The organism is Pseudomonas cyclaminis, from assembly GCF_015163715.1.
Classification (GTDB): Bacteria; Pseudomonadota; Gammaproteobacteria; order Pseudomonadales; family Pseudomonadaceae; genus Aquipseudomonas; species Aquipseudomonas cyclaminis.
The window spans coordinates 1-16721 of record NZ_JADDUM010000005.1 but is presented as its reverse complement, the minus strand read 5'-3'; the positions used below and the strand labels follow the sequence as shown (position 1 = coordinate 16721).

General features: G+C 62.2%; 13 protein-coding genes and 1 pseudogene. 2 read left to right on the top strand and 12 right to left on the bottom strand.

All coding sequences use genetic code 11. The annotated features are described in order from the left end of the window. Positions 1-50 precede the first annotated feature (50 nt). The 4 genes from IQK56_RS00550 to IQK56_RS00535 form a co-directional block, all read right to left on the bottom strand. The gene (locus IQK56_RS00550; RefSeq protein ID WP_193863991.1) at positions 51-2234 is read right to left on the bottom strand and encodes a xanthine dehydrogenase family protein molybdopterin-binding subunit; all 2184 of its coding nucleotides are present in this window, start codon (positions 2232-2234) and stop codon (positions 51-53) included. Next, a complete protein-coding gene (locus tag IQK56_RS00545; RefSeq protein ID WP_193863990.1) occupies positions 2231-3220 on the bottom strand; it encodes an FAD binding domain-containing protein in 990 nt (329 codons plus the stop codon). Before IQK56_RS00545 ends, IQK56_RS00550 begins: the two co-directional genes overlap by 4 nt. Further along, positions 3217-3723 (bottom strand): (2Fe-2S)-binding protein, encoded by a 507-nt coding sequence (locus IQK56_RS00540; RefSeq protein ID WP_122307496.1) that lies wholly within the window; start codon positions 3721-3723, stop codon positions 3217-3219. Before IQK56_RS00540 ends, IQK56_RS00545 begins: the two co-directional genes overlap by 4 nt. Before the next feature lie 96 nt (positions 3724-3819). Beyond that, a complete protein-coding gene (locus IQK56_RS00535; RefSeq protein WP_122307504.1) occupies positions 3820-4266 on the bottom strand; it encodes a DUF4879 domain-containing protein in 447 nt (148 codons plus the stop codon). A gap of 188 nt (positions 4267-4454) precedes the next feature. Here IQK56_RS00535 and IQK56_RS00530 point away from each other — a divergent pair, with 188 nt between their 5' ends. After that, complete coding sequence (locus IQK56_RS00530; protein WP_122307497.1) at positions 4455-5750, top strand: NCS2 family permease; 1296 nt, start codon at positions 4455-4457, stop codon at positions 5748-5750. Beyond that, complete coding sequence (gene trmA / locus IQK56_RS00525) at positions 5747-6826, top strand: tRNA (uridine(54)-C5)-methyltransferase TrmA (protein ID WP_193863989.1); 1080 nt, start codon at positions 5747-5749, stop codon at positions 6824-6826. Before IQK56_RS00530 ends, trmA begins: the two co-directional genes overlap by 4 nt. On the opposite strand, the gene IQK56_RS00520 is transcribed toward trmA, so the two are convergent. From IQK56_RS00520 to IQK56_RS00485, 8 genes and pseudogenes are all read right to left on the bottom strand, one after another. Beyond that, entirely contained in the window at positions 6809-7276 is a 468-nt protein-coding gene (locus IQK56_RS00520; protein ID WP_193863988.1) for a DUF2442 domain-containing protein, read from the bottom strand. The two genes, trmA and IQK56_RS00520, sit on opposite strands and share 18 nt — an antisense overlap. Beyond that, complete coding sequence (locus tag IQK56_RS00515; RefSeq protein ID WP_150675939.1) at positions 7273-7701, bottom strand: DUF4160 domain-containing protein; 429 nt, start codon at positions 7699-7701, stop codon at positions 7273-7275. The genes IQK56_RS00520 and IQK56_RS00515 overlap by 4 nt, the downstream gene beginning before the upstream one ends. A gap of 136 nt (positions 7702-7837) precedes the next feature. Continuing rightward, positions 7838-9153, bottom strand: a pseudogene (locus IQK56_RS00510) (TolC family outer membrane protein). After that, positions 9150-10475, bottom strand: coding sequence for an HlyD family type I secretion periplasmic adaptor subunit (locus IQK56_RS00505; protein WP_193863987.1), 1326 nt, complete (start codon positions 10473-10475; stop codon positions 9150-9152). The pseudogene IQK56_RS00510 and the gene IQK56_RS00505 overlap by 4 nt, the downstream one beginning before the upstream one ends. Beyond that, on the bottom strand, positions 10472-12208 hold the full coding sequence (locus tag IQK56_RS00500) for a type I secretion system permease/ATPase (RefSeq protein WP_193863986.1): 1737 nt from the start codon (positions 12206-12208) through the stop codon (positions 10472-10474). Before IQK56_RS00500 ends, IQK56_RS00505 begins: the two co-directional genes overlap by 4 nt. Positions 12209-12382: 174 nt before the next feature. Beyond that, positions 12383-13003 carry a heme acquisition protein HasA gene (locus IQK56_RS00495; protein WP_099584724.1) on the bottom strand — a complete coding sequence of 207 codons (621 nt, stop codon included), beginning with the start codon at positions 13001-13003 and terminating at the stop codon, positions 12383-12385. A 103-nt stretch (positions 13004-13106) separates the two neighbouring features. After that, on the bottom strand, positions 13107-15857 hold the full coding sequence (locus IQK56_RS00490; RefSeq protein WP_193901497.1) for a TonB-dependent receptor: 2751 nt from the start codon (positions 15855-15857) through the stop codon (positions 13107-13109). A gap of 152 nt (positions 15858-16009) precedes the next feature. Beyond that, positions 16010-16721: FecR family protein (locus tag IQK56_RS00485; RefSeq protein ID WP_246500108.1), on the bottom strand; the 712-nt coding region annotated here is incomplete at its 5' end.

Sequence of the window (16721 nt, the reverse complement as noted above, 5' to 3'; positions counted from 1 at the left end):
GGGGGCAAGCCCCCTCCCACATTTGGATCTGCAGTGTTTGCCAGACCGCGTTACAACACCTTGTCCAGGGTGATCGGAAACTCCCGAATCCGCTTGCCGGTGGCGTGGTAAATCGCGTTCGCCACCGCCGCCGCCACGCCGACAATGCCAATCTCGCCCACGCCCTTGGAACCGAGGGCGTTGACGATCTCGTCGTGTTCTTCGACGAATACCACATCAATTTCGCCAATATCGGCATTTACCGGGATGTGGTACTCAGCCAGGCTGTGGTTCATGTAGCGCCCCAATTGATGGTCGACCTGGGTTTCCTCGTGCAGCGCCATGCCGATCCCCCACACTACCCCGCCGAGGATCTGGCTACGCGCCATTTTCGGATTGACCACGCGCCCGGCCGCAATCGCGCTGACCACCCGCCGAACCTTGATCGTGCCCAGGTCTTCGTCCACCTGAACCTCGACGAATACCGCCGAATGGGTCGCGGTGGCGTAACCCTCGCGCTTTTTGTCGGGCTCGCTGTCGACCTGAACCTCCAAGGCCTCTTCGCCACTGTCCTTGACCAACTGCGCCAGCGACACACGCACATCTCCCGTGTGCAGGTGGCCGTCTTCAAAGCGTACGGAGTCGGCATCCTTGAATACCGGGTAGGTCTGGCGGGCGATGCCCAGCAGCTTGGCCGTCAGCGCTTCGCAGGCTTGCTGCACGGCAGTGCCTACCGAAGACACGGTAAACGAGCCGCCCTGCAGCGGCGCGGTCGGCAATGAAGAGTCGCCCAGCAGAAACACCACATCCTCGACCGCCACACCGCTGGCCTGGGCTGCAATCTGGGTCATCACTGTGTAGGTACCGGTGCCGATGTCGGTGGTGGCGCTGCTGACCGTCAATTTGCCCTGCGCATCAATACGCGCCTTGGCGCTGGCCTTCATTTGCATGGCCTCCCACACGCCACCGGCCATGCCCCAGCCAATCAGTTGGCGACCGTCACGCATGCTGCGTGGCTCCGGGTTGCGCTGTTTCCAGCCAAAACGCTCGGCGCCTTCGTGGTAGCACTCGCGCAGGGCTTTGCTCGACCAGGGCTTGTCTTCGTTCTGATTGCGTTCGGCGTAGTTGATCAAGCGCAGTTGCACCGGGTCCATGCCCAGCGCGCAGGCCAGTTCATCCATGGCGCATTCCAGGCCGATCACGCCCAGCGCGGCGCCCGGCGCACGCATGTCCAGGGGCGTGAAGACATCCAGCGGCACCAGCTTGTAGGTCAGTTGCACGTTGTCGCAGTGATAGAGCATGCCGCTCCATTCCACCACGTGTTCACTGAAGTCTTCGAAACGTGAGGTCTGGCCAATCGCGGTATGCCCCAACGCCAGCAATCGGCCATTGGCGGCGGCGCCCATCTGTAAACGCTGCAGGGTGCGCGGGCGATAGCCGAAGGTGAACATCTGCTGGCGCGTCAGCGTAACCCGCACCGAGCGCTTGAGCGCCAGGGATGCCATCACCGCCAAGGGCAGTTGGTACTGCGGGCGCAGGCCAGAGCCAAAGGCACCCCCGACGAACGCAGCAAAGATGCGCACCTGGCTTTTATCCAGGCCGAAGACTTTTTGTACATAGGCCTGGCAGTTCTGCGGGCCTTGGGTCTTGTCGTGGATATGCAGGGTGCCGTCCGGCTGATACAGCACGGTGCTGGCGTGGGGTTCCATGGGGTTGTGGTGTTCGATGGGCGTGCTGTAGTGCAGATCGAGACTGATGGCCGCGCCGGACCATTCGGCCTGGAAGTTGCCGCAGGGTTTGGGCGGCGTTTGCGGCGAGGGGTGGGCCTGCTCCTGTTGGGCGAGCAGATCGGTCTCGAAGTCCTCGTGCGCGTAGTCGATGTGCACCAGCGAGCCGGCGTGCCGCGCCAACTCCAGGTTATCGGCGATGACCAAGGCCAAGGGCTGACCGCTGTAGAGCACGCGGTCGTTATACAGTGGGCGAAACGGCGAGCCGTCCGCCGCATCTGCATCCGCGAAGGCGTCGTCGTAGCTGGCGATTTTCGGGCGGTTGAGGTGATGGATCACGTCCACCACGCCAGGCAGCGCTAACGCCTTGGACGCGTCGATGCTGATAACCCGGCCCTTGGCGATGGTGCTGGACACCACGCTGCCATGCAGCAGGCCATCCTCGGGAAACTCACCGGCGTACCGCGCCTGGCCCGTGACCTTGAGCAGACCGTCGACACGGTTCAGGGGTTTGCCGATAGCGGTCATGGCTGTTCTCCTGCGACGGCGGCGTCGCTGAGCGCACGGATAATTGCGCGGCGCGCCAACTTGATTTTGAAGCCGTTGTGTTCCAGTGGCTCGGCGTCTTGCAGCAGCGCGTCGGCGGCGTTGCTGAAGGTTTCGCGGCTGACGGCCTGGCCGATCAGCGCGGTTTCTACCGCACGGTCACGCCAGGGTTTGTGGGCCACGCCGCCCAGGGCCAGACGCGCGTCGACGATGGTCTCGCCGTCCAATTCAAGGGCGGCGGCGACAGACACCAAGGCAAAGGCGTACGACGCACGATCGCGAATTTTCAGATAGTGGCTGTGACGCGCCAGGTGGTCGGCGGGTAATTCAATCGCCGTGATCAGTTCATCGTCGGCCAGCAGGTTGTCGCGCTGCGGCGTATCGCCGGGCAAGCGATGGAAATCCGCGAACTCGATGATGCGTGCGCCGCCACGGCCTTCGACATGCACCCGCGCTTGCAGCGCGGCCAAGGCAACGCACATGTCCGACGGATGCGTGGCCACGCACTGCGCGCTGGCACCGAGAATCGCGTGGATACGGTTCAGGCCGGTACGCGCCGGGCAGCCACTGCCAGGTTCACGTTTATTGCACGGCACCGTGGCGTCGTAGAAGTAGTAGCAACGGGTGCGTTGCAGCAGATTGCCACCGGTACTCGCCATGTTGCGCAGTTGCGGCGAAGCACCGGCGAGGATGGCCTGGGACAGCAGCGGGTAGCGCGCTTCGATCAGCGGGTGCCAGGCCAGGTCGGCGTTGCTCACCAGTGCGCCGATCAGCAGGCCGCCGTCGGCGGTTTCTTCAATCTCATGCAGCGGCAGGCCGGTGATATCGATCAGGTGCTCGGGACGGCTGATGTTTTCTTTCATCAGGTCCAGCAGGTTGGTGCCGCCCGCAATAAAGCGCGATGCGCCGCTGGCCAGGTGCACGGCCTCATGGACGTCGGCTGGTTTGCTGTAGTGGAAGGGGTTCATTGCTCACCTCCCAGGCCGTCTTTGATGGCATCGCGAATATTGGTATAGGCGCCGCAGCGACACAGGTTGCCGCTCATCAGCTCCTGGATCTGTGCGGTGTCGTGGGCACGGCCTTCATTGGCCAGGCCGACGGCCGAGCAGATCTGGCCGGGAGTGCAATAGCCGCACTGGAACGCATCGTGTTTGATGAAGGCTTGCTGCATCGGGTGCAACTGGTCGCCATTGGCCAGGCCTTCGATGGTGGTCAGTTCGGCGCCGTCGCACATCACCGCCAGGGTCAGGCACGCGTTAATGCGCTTGCCATCGCGCAACACCGTGCAGGCGCCGCATTGGCCGTGGTCGCAGCCTTTTTTGCTGCCGACCAGGTCGAGTTGTTCGCGCAGCAGGTCCAGCAACGTGGTCCAGGGCAACACGTCCAGTTGGCGGTCGCGACCATTCAAGGTCAAGCGTATGGAGTGGGCGACGAACGGTTGGGCCGCCGCGCCATTGGGGGTCGCGCTCATAAACACCTCACGGGTTGGTGTACATCCGCGGCGTTCAGGAAAGTCGCCGTCTCAGGGGTACGACTTCCCGGGGTTTTGAGCGTTCAAGCGGATTGATCAGCGGATATTGAGCAGGGTTTTAAGGGTATTGCGCGGGGGATTGATCGAGGAGTTGCTGTATTCGAACCAGCCTTGGGCGTCGACATTCAGGTCGAATACATAGATGTAGCCCATCAAGGTGCCCGCGCCATTGCAGGTCTCGCTGACGTTGCCGACCTGGCACACCGGCGTGCGCTGGCCATTGAGCACCGCGCCATTAAACAGGCCGACCGGGTTGTTGCCCAGGCCCACTTCCATCACCGACACCTTGGTTGGCCCACGGTGCGTGCACATCTGCGTGGTGCTGGTGCGCTCCGGGATGGTTTCGGTGCACTTGGCCGACTCGACCTTGAACACGCGCACTTCGCTCAAGGCCGGTGCAGTCGCGCCCCACACCGGTGCCGCGCCCAGCCACAGGCCGAGACAAGGGATCAGAGCTAGACTCCACGCGTTGGCTTTTTTCATGCTGTCGATGACCCGGTATTGAACGTCGGCGCAGTATGCCTCAAGGCCATGCGCCATACAGCCTCGGCTGCTGGTATGATGCGCCGCTTTTTCCGATCCTCTCTGAAACCAAAGGCGCTTGGCGCAGTTTGTGCTTTGACTTAGAGGTCAACAAATCACGACGCAAGATAGCGTCACAGGGAGCAGGCATGCTGGAAAAGCTGTTTCAACTCAAGGCACACAACACGAACGTGCGCACCGAGATTCTCGCGGGCATCACGACATTCCTGGCCATGGCCTACATTCTGTTCGTGAACCCGAGCATCCTCGGCGAAACGGGCATGGACAAAGGCGCGGTGTTTGTAGCGACCTGCCTGGCGGCCGCCATCGGTTCGACCGTGATGGGCCTGATCGCCAACTACCCGATTGCGCTCGCGCCGGGCATGGGCCTCAACGCCTTCTTTACCTACACCGTCGTGCTGCACATGGGCCATACCTGGCAAGTGGCGCTGGGGGCGGTGTTTATTTCGGCGGTGCTGTTCTTCCTGCTGTCGATCTTCCGTATCCGTGAGTGGATCATCAATGCCATTCCGCTGCCCCTGCGCTCGGCGATTGCGGCCGGTATCGGCCTGTTCCTGGCGCTGATCGCGCTGCACAACGCCGGCATCGTGGTGAGCAACCCGGCCACCATGGTTGGCTTGGGCGACCTGAAACAACCGGCACCGATCCTAGCCACGCTGGGTTTCGTGCTGATCGTTGCGCTGGAAGCCCTGGCCGTACGCGGCGCAGTGCTGATCGGTATCCTGGCGGTGACCATCGCCTCCATCGCGCTGGGCTTCACCCCGTTCATTGGCGTGACCTCGATGCCACCGTCCCTGGCCCCGACATTCCTGCAACTGGATATCAAAGGCGCGCTGGACATCGGCCTGGTCAGCGTGATCTTCGCCTTCCTGTTCGTGGACCTGTTCGATAACTCCGGCACCCTGATCGGCGTCGCCAAGCGTGCCGGCCTGATGGGCAAGGACGGCCACATGCCGAAAATGGGCCGTGCCCTGATCGCCGACAGCACGGCCGCCATGGCCGGCTCGCTGCTGGGTACCTCGACCACCACCAGCTACATCGAATCGGCCGCAGGCGTGAGCGCGGGTGGCCGTACCGGCTTGACCGCCATCGTGGTGGCGATCCTGTTCCTGCTGGCCTTGTTCTTCTCGCCACTGGCTGCCAGCGTTCCGGCCTACGCCACCGCGCCGGCGCTGCTGTTCGTGGCGGTGCTGATGACCTCGGGCCTGGCGGAAATCGACTGGGATGACATTACCGTTGCAGCGCCGGTGGTCATCACCGCCCTGGCGATGCCCTTCACATACTCCATCGCCAACGGCATCGCCTTCGGCTTCATCGCCTGGACCGCCATCAAGCTGCTTTCGGGCCGCTACCGTGAGCTGAACCCAGCGCTGGTGATTCTGTCGATTCTGTTCGTGATCAAGCTGGGCTGGTTCAACGCATGACTTTTGACGCCGCAAGCTACACCGCTCAACTGCAAGACAAGGTCACGCGCTTGCGTGACCTGCTGGCGCCGTTCGACGCGCCCGAGCCGCAGGTCTTCGACTCACCGCTGCAGAACTTCCGCCTTCGGGCGGAGTTCCGCCTGTGGCGCGAAGGCGGGGATCGCCACTACGCAATGTTCTCCCAGGACGACAAGCGCACGCCGATCCTGATCGAAGAATTCCCGATTGCCAGCCAACGCATCAACCAGTTGATGCCGCAGCTCAAGGCCGCCTGGCAAGCCAGCGCCGCCCTGAGCCACAAGCTGTTCCAGGTGGAGTTCCTCACCACCCTGGCCGGCGATGCGATGATCACGCTGTGTTATCACCGCCCGCTGGACGAGCACTGGCACACGGCTGCAAATAAGCTGGCAGCTGACCTGAACGTGAGCATCATCGGCCGCTCCAAGGGCAAGCGCGATGTGATCGGCCACGACTACGTGGTGGAAAAACTCGACGTGGGCGGGCGCACCTTCAGCTACCGCCAACCCGAAGGCGCCTTCACCCAGCCCAACGGCACAGTGAACCAGAAGATGCTCAATTGGGCATACGAAGCGTTGGGCGACCGCCCGGACGACTTGCTCGAGCTGTACTGCGGCAACGGCAACTTCACACTGCCGCTGGCCACCCGCGTACACAAAGTGCTGGCCACCGAAATCAGCAAGACCTCGGTGAATGCAGCCCTGAGCAATCTCGATGAAAACGCGGTGGGTAACGTCACCCTGGTGCGCCTCTCGGCCGAAGAGCTCACCCAGGCGCTGAACGAAGTGCGCCCGTTCCGTCGCCTGCACGGCATCGATCTGAAGAGCTACGAATTCGGCAGCGTCTTCGTCGACCCGCCCCGCGCCGGCATGGACCCGGACACCTGCGAACTGACCCGACGCTTCGACAACATCCTGTACATCTCCTGCAACCCGGAGACGCTCGCAGCGAACATCGCGCAACTGCATGACACGCACCGGATTACCCAATGTGCAATGTTTGACCAGTTCCCGTGGACACACCATATGGAATCCGGGGTGTTATTGACCCGGCGGTAATTCCACGTCCTCGGGTTCTTTCTTGCGCGGTCGGCCGCCCTTCTTGCCATTGGCACGGGCGGCGGCGGATTTGGCGGCACTGCTTTTGCGACCGTTGCGGGACGCTACCAGGCTGGTGGCCAAGTCCATCAACGGCTTGCTTGTGGCAATCAGGCCAGTGATCGAGACATCCAGATCCTGGGCTTCACAGCAAAGCGCCTTGCCACCAAAGCCGACCTCCAACTGCTGAAAATCCTCCAAGGAAAACCCCTTGAACTCCGGCAGACCAGCCACAGGCAGCACGACGCGGGTGCCGTCGCTGAAGCCAATGGAGATGCAGTTGTCTTCGTAACGCACATTGCTGGCGTTGGCGTGCAGACGCTTGAGCTTGCGCCCACGGGCGATTGCCTTGTCGACATCAGCTTCGGTGAGCGGTATATAAGGTATGGCTTTGGCTTTTATGATTTTCATAAATTAATCCCCACGCAATCCGGTGCTCTTACCAGATTCAAGATTGTCCGTTGCTCGACTACGTCATGCCAGGCGTTTGCGATGACATAGACACCAGGGCGAATGATCAACCCAGGAAGCACTTCACCCGCGTTCCAGTCCCAGGAATGATTTTCCAGGCAGACCGTTTGCAGGTTTTCCCACCACATCCTGCGAGCCCGCGCCAAATAATGCCGCTGCATCATCGCCTCGCGTATCTCCTTCAGAACCGCCGTGGGCGGCCGCCTCCGGTCAGGCTCTACATCCCATAACTCCACGTTCCCATCCAGAAAACTGAAACGAAAGCGCGCATCCCAGCCCTTGCCCCTGACGTGCACATGAGGCGGGCAATGCTCATCCCTGAGAAAGACCGAAATGACATATCCCTTGTAAGCAGCGACTCTCATCGTAACCCATCCGTTAGGTTATTTTCCGTCAGGTAACAGTTTTCCCAGTGGCACCCGACAACCGGCTCCCAACTTGCGGAGCTTTTTCACAGACTAGTGACGATAAAAAACCCGGCGAATGCCGGGTTGTAACCACTCATGCCGACGGTTGGAAATACCCCGCCAACGCCCGCAAGTCCTGCTCGCTGAGTAACCCCGCGTAATACTTCAACTGAATCCTGGCTAACAAATACGCGTGCCGCGCATTCGCCAAATCGCGGCGGGCGTGAACAGTTGTTGTTCGGCGTCGAGCACGTCGAGGTTGACGCGCTCGCCGCCGCTGACGCTTTTCTTCGTCGCCGTGACCAATGCCGTCGCGGAGCTGACGGCCATTTCATAGGCGCGCACTTTCGCCGCGCCGCTGGTGTTGAGGTTGAACTGCTTGCGCAACTCCACCAGGGTGGCCGAGGTTTGCGCGTCCAGTTCGTACTGGGCCTGGCTCAACTGATTGCCTGCCTGTCGGGTAGACGCCGACACCGAGCCGCCGGCGAACAGCGGCAAGCTGACCTGGATGCCGACGCTGTTGGTGTCGTACTTCTGGTTGTAGCTGCTTTCCGAATCGGAGCTGGTCTGGCGGCTGCTGGCGTACAGGCTGACCTTGGGCAGGTGCCCGGCGCGTTTGCGCTCCACTTCGTAAGACGCCACGTCCAGCGCGTGATGCTGGGATTTTAGCTGCGGGTTGTTGGCCATCGCCATTTCCCGCCAGGTCTCGAAGCCATGCGGTTCCAGGGGCGGTATGTCGAATTGACGGGTCAGCGGCGCCAGCTCCTCGACCTGCAACGGTTGGCCGACGATGGCTTCCAACTCACGCAGGGCACTGTCCTGGGCGTCCAGGGATTCGATTTCTTCGGCTTGGGCCAGGCTCAGGCGTGCCTGGGTTTCCAGCACATCGGTGCGCGTGCCTTCGCCACCTTTAAGCAGGCGGTCGTTGAGTTGCAGGCGTTCGGCAAATGCGCGCTTCTGGGCGCGGCTCAATTCGATACGTTCTTGGGCCAGCAACGCCTGGCTGTAGGCGCTGAGTACCCGCACCGCCAGTTCCTGGCTCTTGCCGCGAAAGCGCTCATCCGCCATCAGCGCCTGGGCCGTGCCTTGGCGAAACCGTGCGTAGGCTTCGTAGTCCAGCAGCGGTTGCTGCAAGGTCAGGGTCGAGGCATAGCTGCGGTAGTCGCGGTCGCTGGTGACATCACCCGCCGTCACTTCAGATTCGTTGCGAGAATTGTTGTAGCTCCACGACAGATTCGGCAGCAACGCCGCCCGGCCGATCACGCGATTTTCTTCACCGGCCTCACGCTCTTGAATGGCGGCCTGAAAAGTTGGGTCATTGCGCAAGGCCAGATCGTAGGCATCCAACAGACCCAGCGCCTGCGCTGCGGGTGTACAGCTCAAGCACACGGTAAACAGCAGCGCCTTCATTCTTCCACCAGGGCCATATGGGTGCGGTCCAACAAGGGTTTGAACAGGTAGTTGAGCATCGAGCGCTCACCGGTCTTGACGAAGGTTTCCACCGGCATGCCGGGGCGGATCTGTACGCCGTCGAGTTGTTGCATGCCCGCCGCGCTGACTTGGGCGCGCAACGTGTAATAAGGCTCGTCCGTGCGTTCATCGACCTGGCGGTCGGCGGATACCAAGGTCACTTCACCCGCCACCCGTGGCGTGGTGGCCTGATTGAAGGCCGAGAACAGCAGTTCCACCGGCAAGCCGGGGTGCACTTTGTCGATCATCTGCACCGGCACCCGTGCTTCCACCAGCAGCGGCTCGCCTTGGGGCACGATGTCCATCAGCGCCTGGCCGGGCTTGATCACGCCGCCTTCGGTGTACACGTCCAGCCCCACCACCACGCCGGACGCCGGGGCGCGGACCAGGCTGTTGGCCAGTTCGAACTCAGCCGACGCCAGGCGATTGCGCAGGTCGTCGCTGCGGGTGCGGGTGTCGGCCAACTGACCGCGCAGGTCTTTCTGGAAGTCTTCGCCGAGTTGGCGGATGCGCAGCCGCAACTCAAGCACCTGGCGCTGCAACTGGCCGATCCGGCCGTAGTCTTCGGCGATGGTGCCGTCGATCTGGGCGTACAGACGCTCGCTGTCGAGCAGGCGATTGCGCGGTATATAGCCGTCGCGGGCCAGTTCGCGCAGGCCTTGCAGTTGCTCATTGAGCGCCGCCCGTTGCTGCAGTTTGCTCGCCTGGGAATCCCGCGTGCCGCGCAACTGCGCTTCGGCCCCGGCGATGGTTTCACGCAGGCCTTGTTGCTCGGTGGCCAGCGACTGGGCGCGACTGTTGAACAGTTGCCGTTGCAGACTGAGGATGTTGGCCGCTTCCGGCGCGTTCAGCAGTTCGGCGCCAAAGGTAACCGCAGGCAAGCCTTCGCTTTCCGCACTCAAGCGCGCTTCGCTGGCCAACGATGCCAGGTACTGGCTGCGCAGCGACTGCATCTGCCCGCGCAACGGGGTTTCCTTCAGGCGCAGTAATACTTGGCCGGCGTTGACCACCTCACCGTCGCGCACCTCGATACGCTCGACGATGCCGCCGGTAGGGTGCTGCACGGTTTTGCGATGGCCCGATACCATCACCTTGCCGGACACCGCCACACCCTTGTCCAGCGGCGCCAACGCCGCCCAGCCGACAAACCCGACAAACCCGCCGAGCACCAGCAGCCAACCCAGGCGCGAATATTTTTTGTCATCCAGCGCCAGCACGTTATTGGGCGCGTCGCTGACCAACACCGGTTTACTCATGCTCATGCCTGTTTTCCTTCACCGAGGCGGTAACTCATGCTCATGGTCGACACCGGTTTGCTGGCTGCGGGTTTCTGCCGCGCTTCCAGCACCCGCGCCGTGGGGCCGAAGGCCTGCAATTGGCCGTCCTTGAGGATCAGCAATTGATCGGTCAGGCTCAGCACATTGGCTTTGTGGGTGATCAGGATCACGGTGCGGCGCTGCTGCTTGAGCTGGGCGATGGCCTGGAGCAAGGCCTGCTCGCCGACTTCGTCGAGGTTGGCGTTGGGTTCATCCAGCACGATCAGCGCGGGCAAGCCGTAGAGGGCACGTGCCAGCGCCACCCGTTGTTTCTGGCCGCCGGACAGGCCTGCGCCGCCCTCCCCCAACACCGTGTCGTAGCCTTGGGGCAGTTGCAGGATCAGTTCATGCACACCGGCCATTTGCGCGGCGGCAAGGACGTTGTCGGCATCCCGCTCGGCAAACCTGGCAATGTTGTCGGCGATGCTGCCGGCAAACAGTTGGATGTCCTGGGGCAGGTAGCCGATGTGCGGGCCGAGTTGCTGTTTGTCCCACTGGGTCAGGTCGGCGCCGTCCAGCCGCACCTTGCCGGCCAGCGGTGCCCAGGCGCCCACCAGCACCCGCGCCAGGGTGGACTTGCCGCAGCCCGACGGCCCGATCACACCCAGCACTTCACCCGCTGGCAGATTAAAGCCAAGGTTGGCCAGCGCCGGCCGACGGCTGCCGGGGGCGCAGGCGCTGATCTGCTCGACACTCAACTGCCCCTTGGGCACCGGCAGGCTCATGCGTGCTGGCCGCGCAGGGTTGTCCGCCAACATCGTCGAGAGCCGATCAAAGGCCAGGCGTGCCGAGCCCCATTGCTTCCACACGCCGATCAGTTGGTCGATGGGGGTGAGCACCCGGCCCATCAGGATCGAACCGGCGATCATCATTCCTGGCGTGATATCGCCCTGCACCGCCAGCAACGCGCCCAGGCCCAGCACCAGCGACTGCAACGCCAGGCGCACGCCCTTGGACCAGGCACTGACGGCGGCGGTCTTTTCACTGGCCAGGTTCTGCTGCGCGAGAAACGCCTGGTGCTGCGCGAACCAACGCCCGCGCAAAGTGGCAAGCATGCCCATGGCTTCGATGGTGTCGGCATTGCGCAGGTTAGCCGTGGCCTGCTGGCTGGCGCTGATGGACAGCCGGCTGGCCTGGGCCATCGGTGTCTGGCTGACATGGTGGTTGATCCACGCCAGGGCGATCAAAATCACCGCGCCGCCCAGGGCCAGCATGCCGAGCCAGGGATGGAACAGGAAAATCACCAGCAGGTACACCGGAAACCACGGGGCGTCAAAGAACGCGAACAACGCCTGGCCGGTGGCAAACTGGCGCAGGGTGGTCAGGTCATGCAGCGCCTGCCCCGACGCCTGGCTGCCGCCCTTGAGTTGCACCTCGAACGCGGCATCGTATACGCGCTGGTTCAAGCGCATGTCCATCTGCGTGCCGAGGCGGATCACCACTTGGCTGCGCACCCACTCCAACGCGCCCATCAGGCCGAACAGGCCGAGGATCATCAGCGTCAGCATCAACAGGGTCATCTGATTGCCCGAGGCCAGCACCCGGTCATACACCTGCAACATGTACAGCGCCGGGGCCAGCATCAGCAGGTTGATCACCGCCGAGAACAGGCCGATGTTGAAGAAGCCACTTTTATAGGCCGTGAGGGCGGCCAGGGTTTCGTTGCCGGCGTGGCGCATCTGGAGGTTCTCGTGGGGTTGAGCGTGCAGCGTCGCCGCGTTGACAGGCGATACGACGCTGCGCAGAATTCGGCACCGCCGTCGCCGGAAGAGTTAGAAGGCTTGGGCGACGGCGGTGTAATGCAGCGAATGGGAGAGCGATCTTCCATTCGCTTTTTTCATGCAGCAGCAGGTTCAGGCGGCGAGTGCCCAGTCCTGGGCCACGTCTTGCACGCCTACCAGGGCAACGTCACTGGACACTGCGCTGGCGTGTGCCGCCAGGCCCGCAGACACTTCGTCGAAGGTGCTGGCAGTGGACAGGCCAAAGTCGTCGAGCAGGTTGTTGAGCACGGTTTCCAGCGCGGCGGTATTGCCCTGCATCAAGCCGTAGATCACGCTTTGGACCTCGTTGCCAGCCCGGCCGGCACCCTCGGCGGCGCTCAGGTCGAGGCCGTTGAACGCGACTTTGAAGTCGCTCAGGCTGAAGTCGCTGCCACTGCCGCCGCCCAGGCCTGTGCCCAACTGCACATTATCCAGGTCGCCCCACAGGTAGTGGTTCAGGTTGCTGCTGGCGGGCAGCGACGGGTTGAACACATAGTGCAGGCCATTGCTGGTGTCGCTGTCGGCGATGAACGCGTACTCGGAGTTGTTGGCGCCGTGGGTCGAATACTGATCGCCGCTGAGGGTGCCGTTGCTGAAACCACCCGTGTTACTGGTGCCGTGACCTGCGGTGTTGAACCCCACCGCCCAGGCGCTCAGGTAGTCCGATACCGACAGAGAACCCAGGCCCGAATCGTAGCTAACAGAAATAGTCATCACTGAACCTCGTTAAACAACGTTTTTGATGAGCACGCCGGTGCGGCGTGCCTTTTTGCCCACCCATGGGCAAAACCGTTAATCAGCGGCCTGCGCACGCTGATCAGAATTTGTATTCCAACATTCCGCTCAGGGTTCGCCCGCGTGCCAGGCTGAGGTTGTTGGCGTCGCCCATGGCAACGAAATAGGCTTCATCGGTGGCGTTTTCCAACGCCAGGGCAATGTTCAGTTGATCCGTCATCCAGTAACTGGCGTACAGGTCATAGAGCGTGTACTTGGGCCACATCGCCTGATCCATCAGCTCGTAGCCCTGCTGATTGAGGTTTTGGCCGTTGCCCGAGCTGTAGCGCACACGCACACCGGTATCCAGGCGTTTTTCCAGCAAGCGTGTACCCAGCGTCAGCGAGCCGCGATCGGCAGGCATGTACGTGGCGTTACCCATGATTCGCCCGCAGCTTTCCTGGTTGTTGGCGACGTCGTCATCCAGCACTTCATAGGTGGTGACCGGCCGTATGCTGATGCGCCCATCCGGCAGTGTGAAACGCTCCAGGCGCGTGGTTCTTGGCCCGGTGGTCTTGGCGCCGCCCATGTAGTAGTTCTTCGAGCAGAACTCATTGCTGCCGATCATGTGGGTGTAGCTGAGGTTGGCGTATGCGCGCCCCATGTCGTAATTGAGCTGGTATTCGACCCCGCGAAAACGCGTCGGGTTGGTGTTATTGACGTAAGCCATGGTCCCGAGAAATCCACCCACCTGGGTTTCCGGCAAGCTGACGCTGGTGTTGAGGAAAGAGAAGTTTTCAATCCGGGTATCGAAGTAAGCCACTTTCATGCCGAGACGATCGTCACTGAAGAACAACCCTTCCTTGAAGACATTCATGCCCACTTCCCAATCCCGTGATTCTTCAGGCTTGAGATACGGGTTGGGAAACACGCGCTCTCCCGAACCACCACCGTGGGGGCGGCCGGTCATGAAGGTTTCGGTGACCGCCGGTGGCCGCCAGCCCTTGCCCCACCGGGTATAGAGTTGCAGCCAGTCCACGCCCGGTTTCACCGCAAGACCGAAGGTGGGGGAAAACTGGCCTTCTTCACGGTCAACCTCAATCACTTCCGCGACACGCCGGGCGCCGACGAGGCTGTTGTAGAAGCGATCACGCCGGTACAGGGTCATGCCGGTCTCGCCTTCAAGCCGATAGCGGTCATAACGCAAGCCCGCATCCAGGGTCAGCCAGCCGCCATATTCGTACTGCGCGTTGTTGAACAGGCTGGCGATGGTGCGTTTGCCCCCCGGCGTACTGCCCTCTGCGTAAGGCAACAAGCCCAGGTTGTTGGTGGCTTCAACTTTGTTGGTGCGTGGCTTGAACTCGTCCTGATACAGCTCCACACCGTAGTTCCAGGTGACATGCCCCCGCTCGCCGAAATCAAACCGCGAGGTGTTGTCACCCTGCAGGCCCCAGGTGTCGGTCTGGAAGTGATCGGTGTAGGCACCGACGTAGTTACCGGTACCTGGTGAGGACTGGTTGGGGCTATTGCCGCGATCCATCTGGGTGGTGACGTAATAGAGCTTGGCCTTGAGATCGATCAGCGCGTTGTCCGGGCTGTAGCTGTAGTCCAGCGCGACGTTTTTCGCGTTGAGATTGTTTTTGCTGGTGCGCACGTAATAGGTGCTCTGAAGGTCATCGGCGATATAGCCCCAGGCATCGTTACTGTCGGTGTCGCTTTCCAGATAGCTCAACTGCACACGCTGGTCGTTGGGCAGGTTCAGGCCGAACTTGACGATCTGCGAGCGGGTCACGCTGCCGGTGTCACCGACTTCGCTGTTCAACCAGTCGTCGAAGGCCGCCGGGGCGTACTTTCGGGCCCGTAGGTTGGTGCCCAGGTTGTCGTCGTTGCGCTTGCCGGCGCGGTAGTTGCCAAAATGCCGCTCGCTGTAGCCCAGCACTACATCGCCGCGCTCATCGCCAAAGGCGAATACGCCGCTGCCGTTGAAGTTGGTGCCGTTACCCAACTCACCGATGCCGCTGCCGGCGCGAATGCGGCCGCCGTAGTCTTTGCCGTCTTTGAGAAACTCACTGGCATCCAAAGTCTTGAACGAGGCAATCCCGCCCAACACCGCCGCCCCGCCCTGCCCCGACTGGCTGCCTTTGTCGATCTCGATGCTGGAGATGAACTCCGGGTCGATCAGCATGGTGCCGTTGCGTTGCTGGTGGCCGTTGACGTTGAAGTTCTGGCGCATGCCGTCGATGTTCATGTTCACGCGGCCGTAGTCCTGCACGCCGCGAATGTTCACCGACAGGCCAGGGTCGCGCTGGTTGACGGCGGTGTAGACGCCGGCGGTTTCTTCAAGCATGTCGGCGGCGTGACGGGGCGGGCGTTTATCGATCATGTCACGGCTGATCACCGCCACGGACTTTGGGGTCTGGTACACCCAGTCACTGGTCTGGCCATTGGTGTTGCCGGTGATGGTGGTGGTGCCCACGGTCATGGCGCCGTCGTGATCATCGCTGACGCGATTGAGGGTCACCTGGCGCTCGCCGGTAAAGCGATATTCCACCGGCGCGGCGCCGAGCAAACGGCCCAGGCCTTCCTGAACGCTGAAGCTGCCTTTGAGCGCCGTGCTGCTCAAGCCTTGCAGGCGCTGGCTGTCGAACAGCACCTGCAAACCGGCCTGGTCGGCGAAGGCCAGGACGGCACTGCCCAAGGATTGCGCAGGGATATCGAAGGTCAGCACGGCGGGCTGCGCCGCGCCCACTTGAGGCTGCGCCGCGTACACGGGTGCCGTTGCGGCGAACAGGCCCAAGTGGATGGCCAGGGCTAACCGGCTACCGGTGATACGCCCCTTGGTGAGTGCTGACATTTCTGGCTTTCCCTACGCTGATCGTATTTTTGTTTATGCGAATGCTTCTCACCTAGCAAGACGTACGAAGCGCAGGAAGTCAGTAAGGTTTTTTTAAAAGTTTTTTGTGCGAGGGGTTTCAAGCGGGTGGGAGCGGGCCTCCCACCGGGTCATCAATAGATCAGGCTGAGGCCTGCCAGGTCCAAGCGTTGCACCTGGAGTTCCTGAGTCAGGGTGCCGAGGGCCGTGTCGAGCATGTCGAGGCGGAACACACCGCTGACCTCCCGCTCGCCCAGGTCGGAATGGGTCAACACCACCTGGCCGGGCCGGTAGCGGTTGAGCTGCTCAATCACTTTGGCCAGCGGCTGGCGGTCAAAGATCAACACGCCGCGCCGCCAACTGGTGGCACGGTCGACATCAAATTGATCCAGGGGCACGATGCCCTGTTCGGGGCTGAAGCGTGCGGCCTGGCCCTCCTTGAGCACATGATCGCTCGGGCCTTTTTTCGGCGTGGCGTGCAGGGAGACTTCAACACTGTGCTGCAACACGCCGACCCAACCCTGGCGGTCGTCCTCGCGCTGCACCACAAACCGCGTGCCCAACGCCTGCGTCTGCCCGCCGGCGCTCTGCACCACGAAAGGCCGGGTTTCTTTACCGACCATCGGCGCCACGTCAAAAATCGCCGAGCCCTGGATCAGGCTGATGCGCCGCTGCACGCCGTCGTAGTCCAGGCGGATGGCGCTGGCGGAATCCAGCTCCACCGTGCTGCCATCGGCCAGGTGCACGGTGCGCACTTCACCTTTTTGGGTGACGTAATCAGCCTGCATGCGCAGCCAGGCGTCAGGCCCGCGCACCCAGCCCACGCCGGCCACCACCACAACCAGC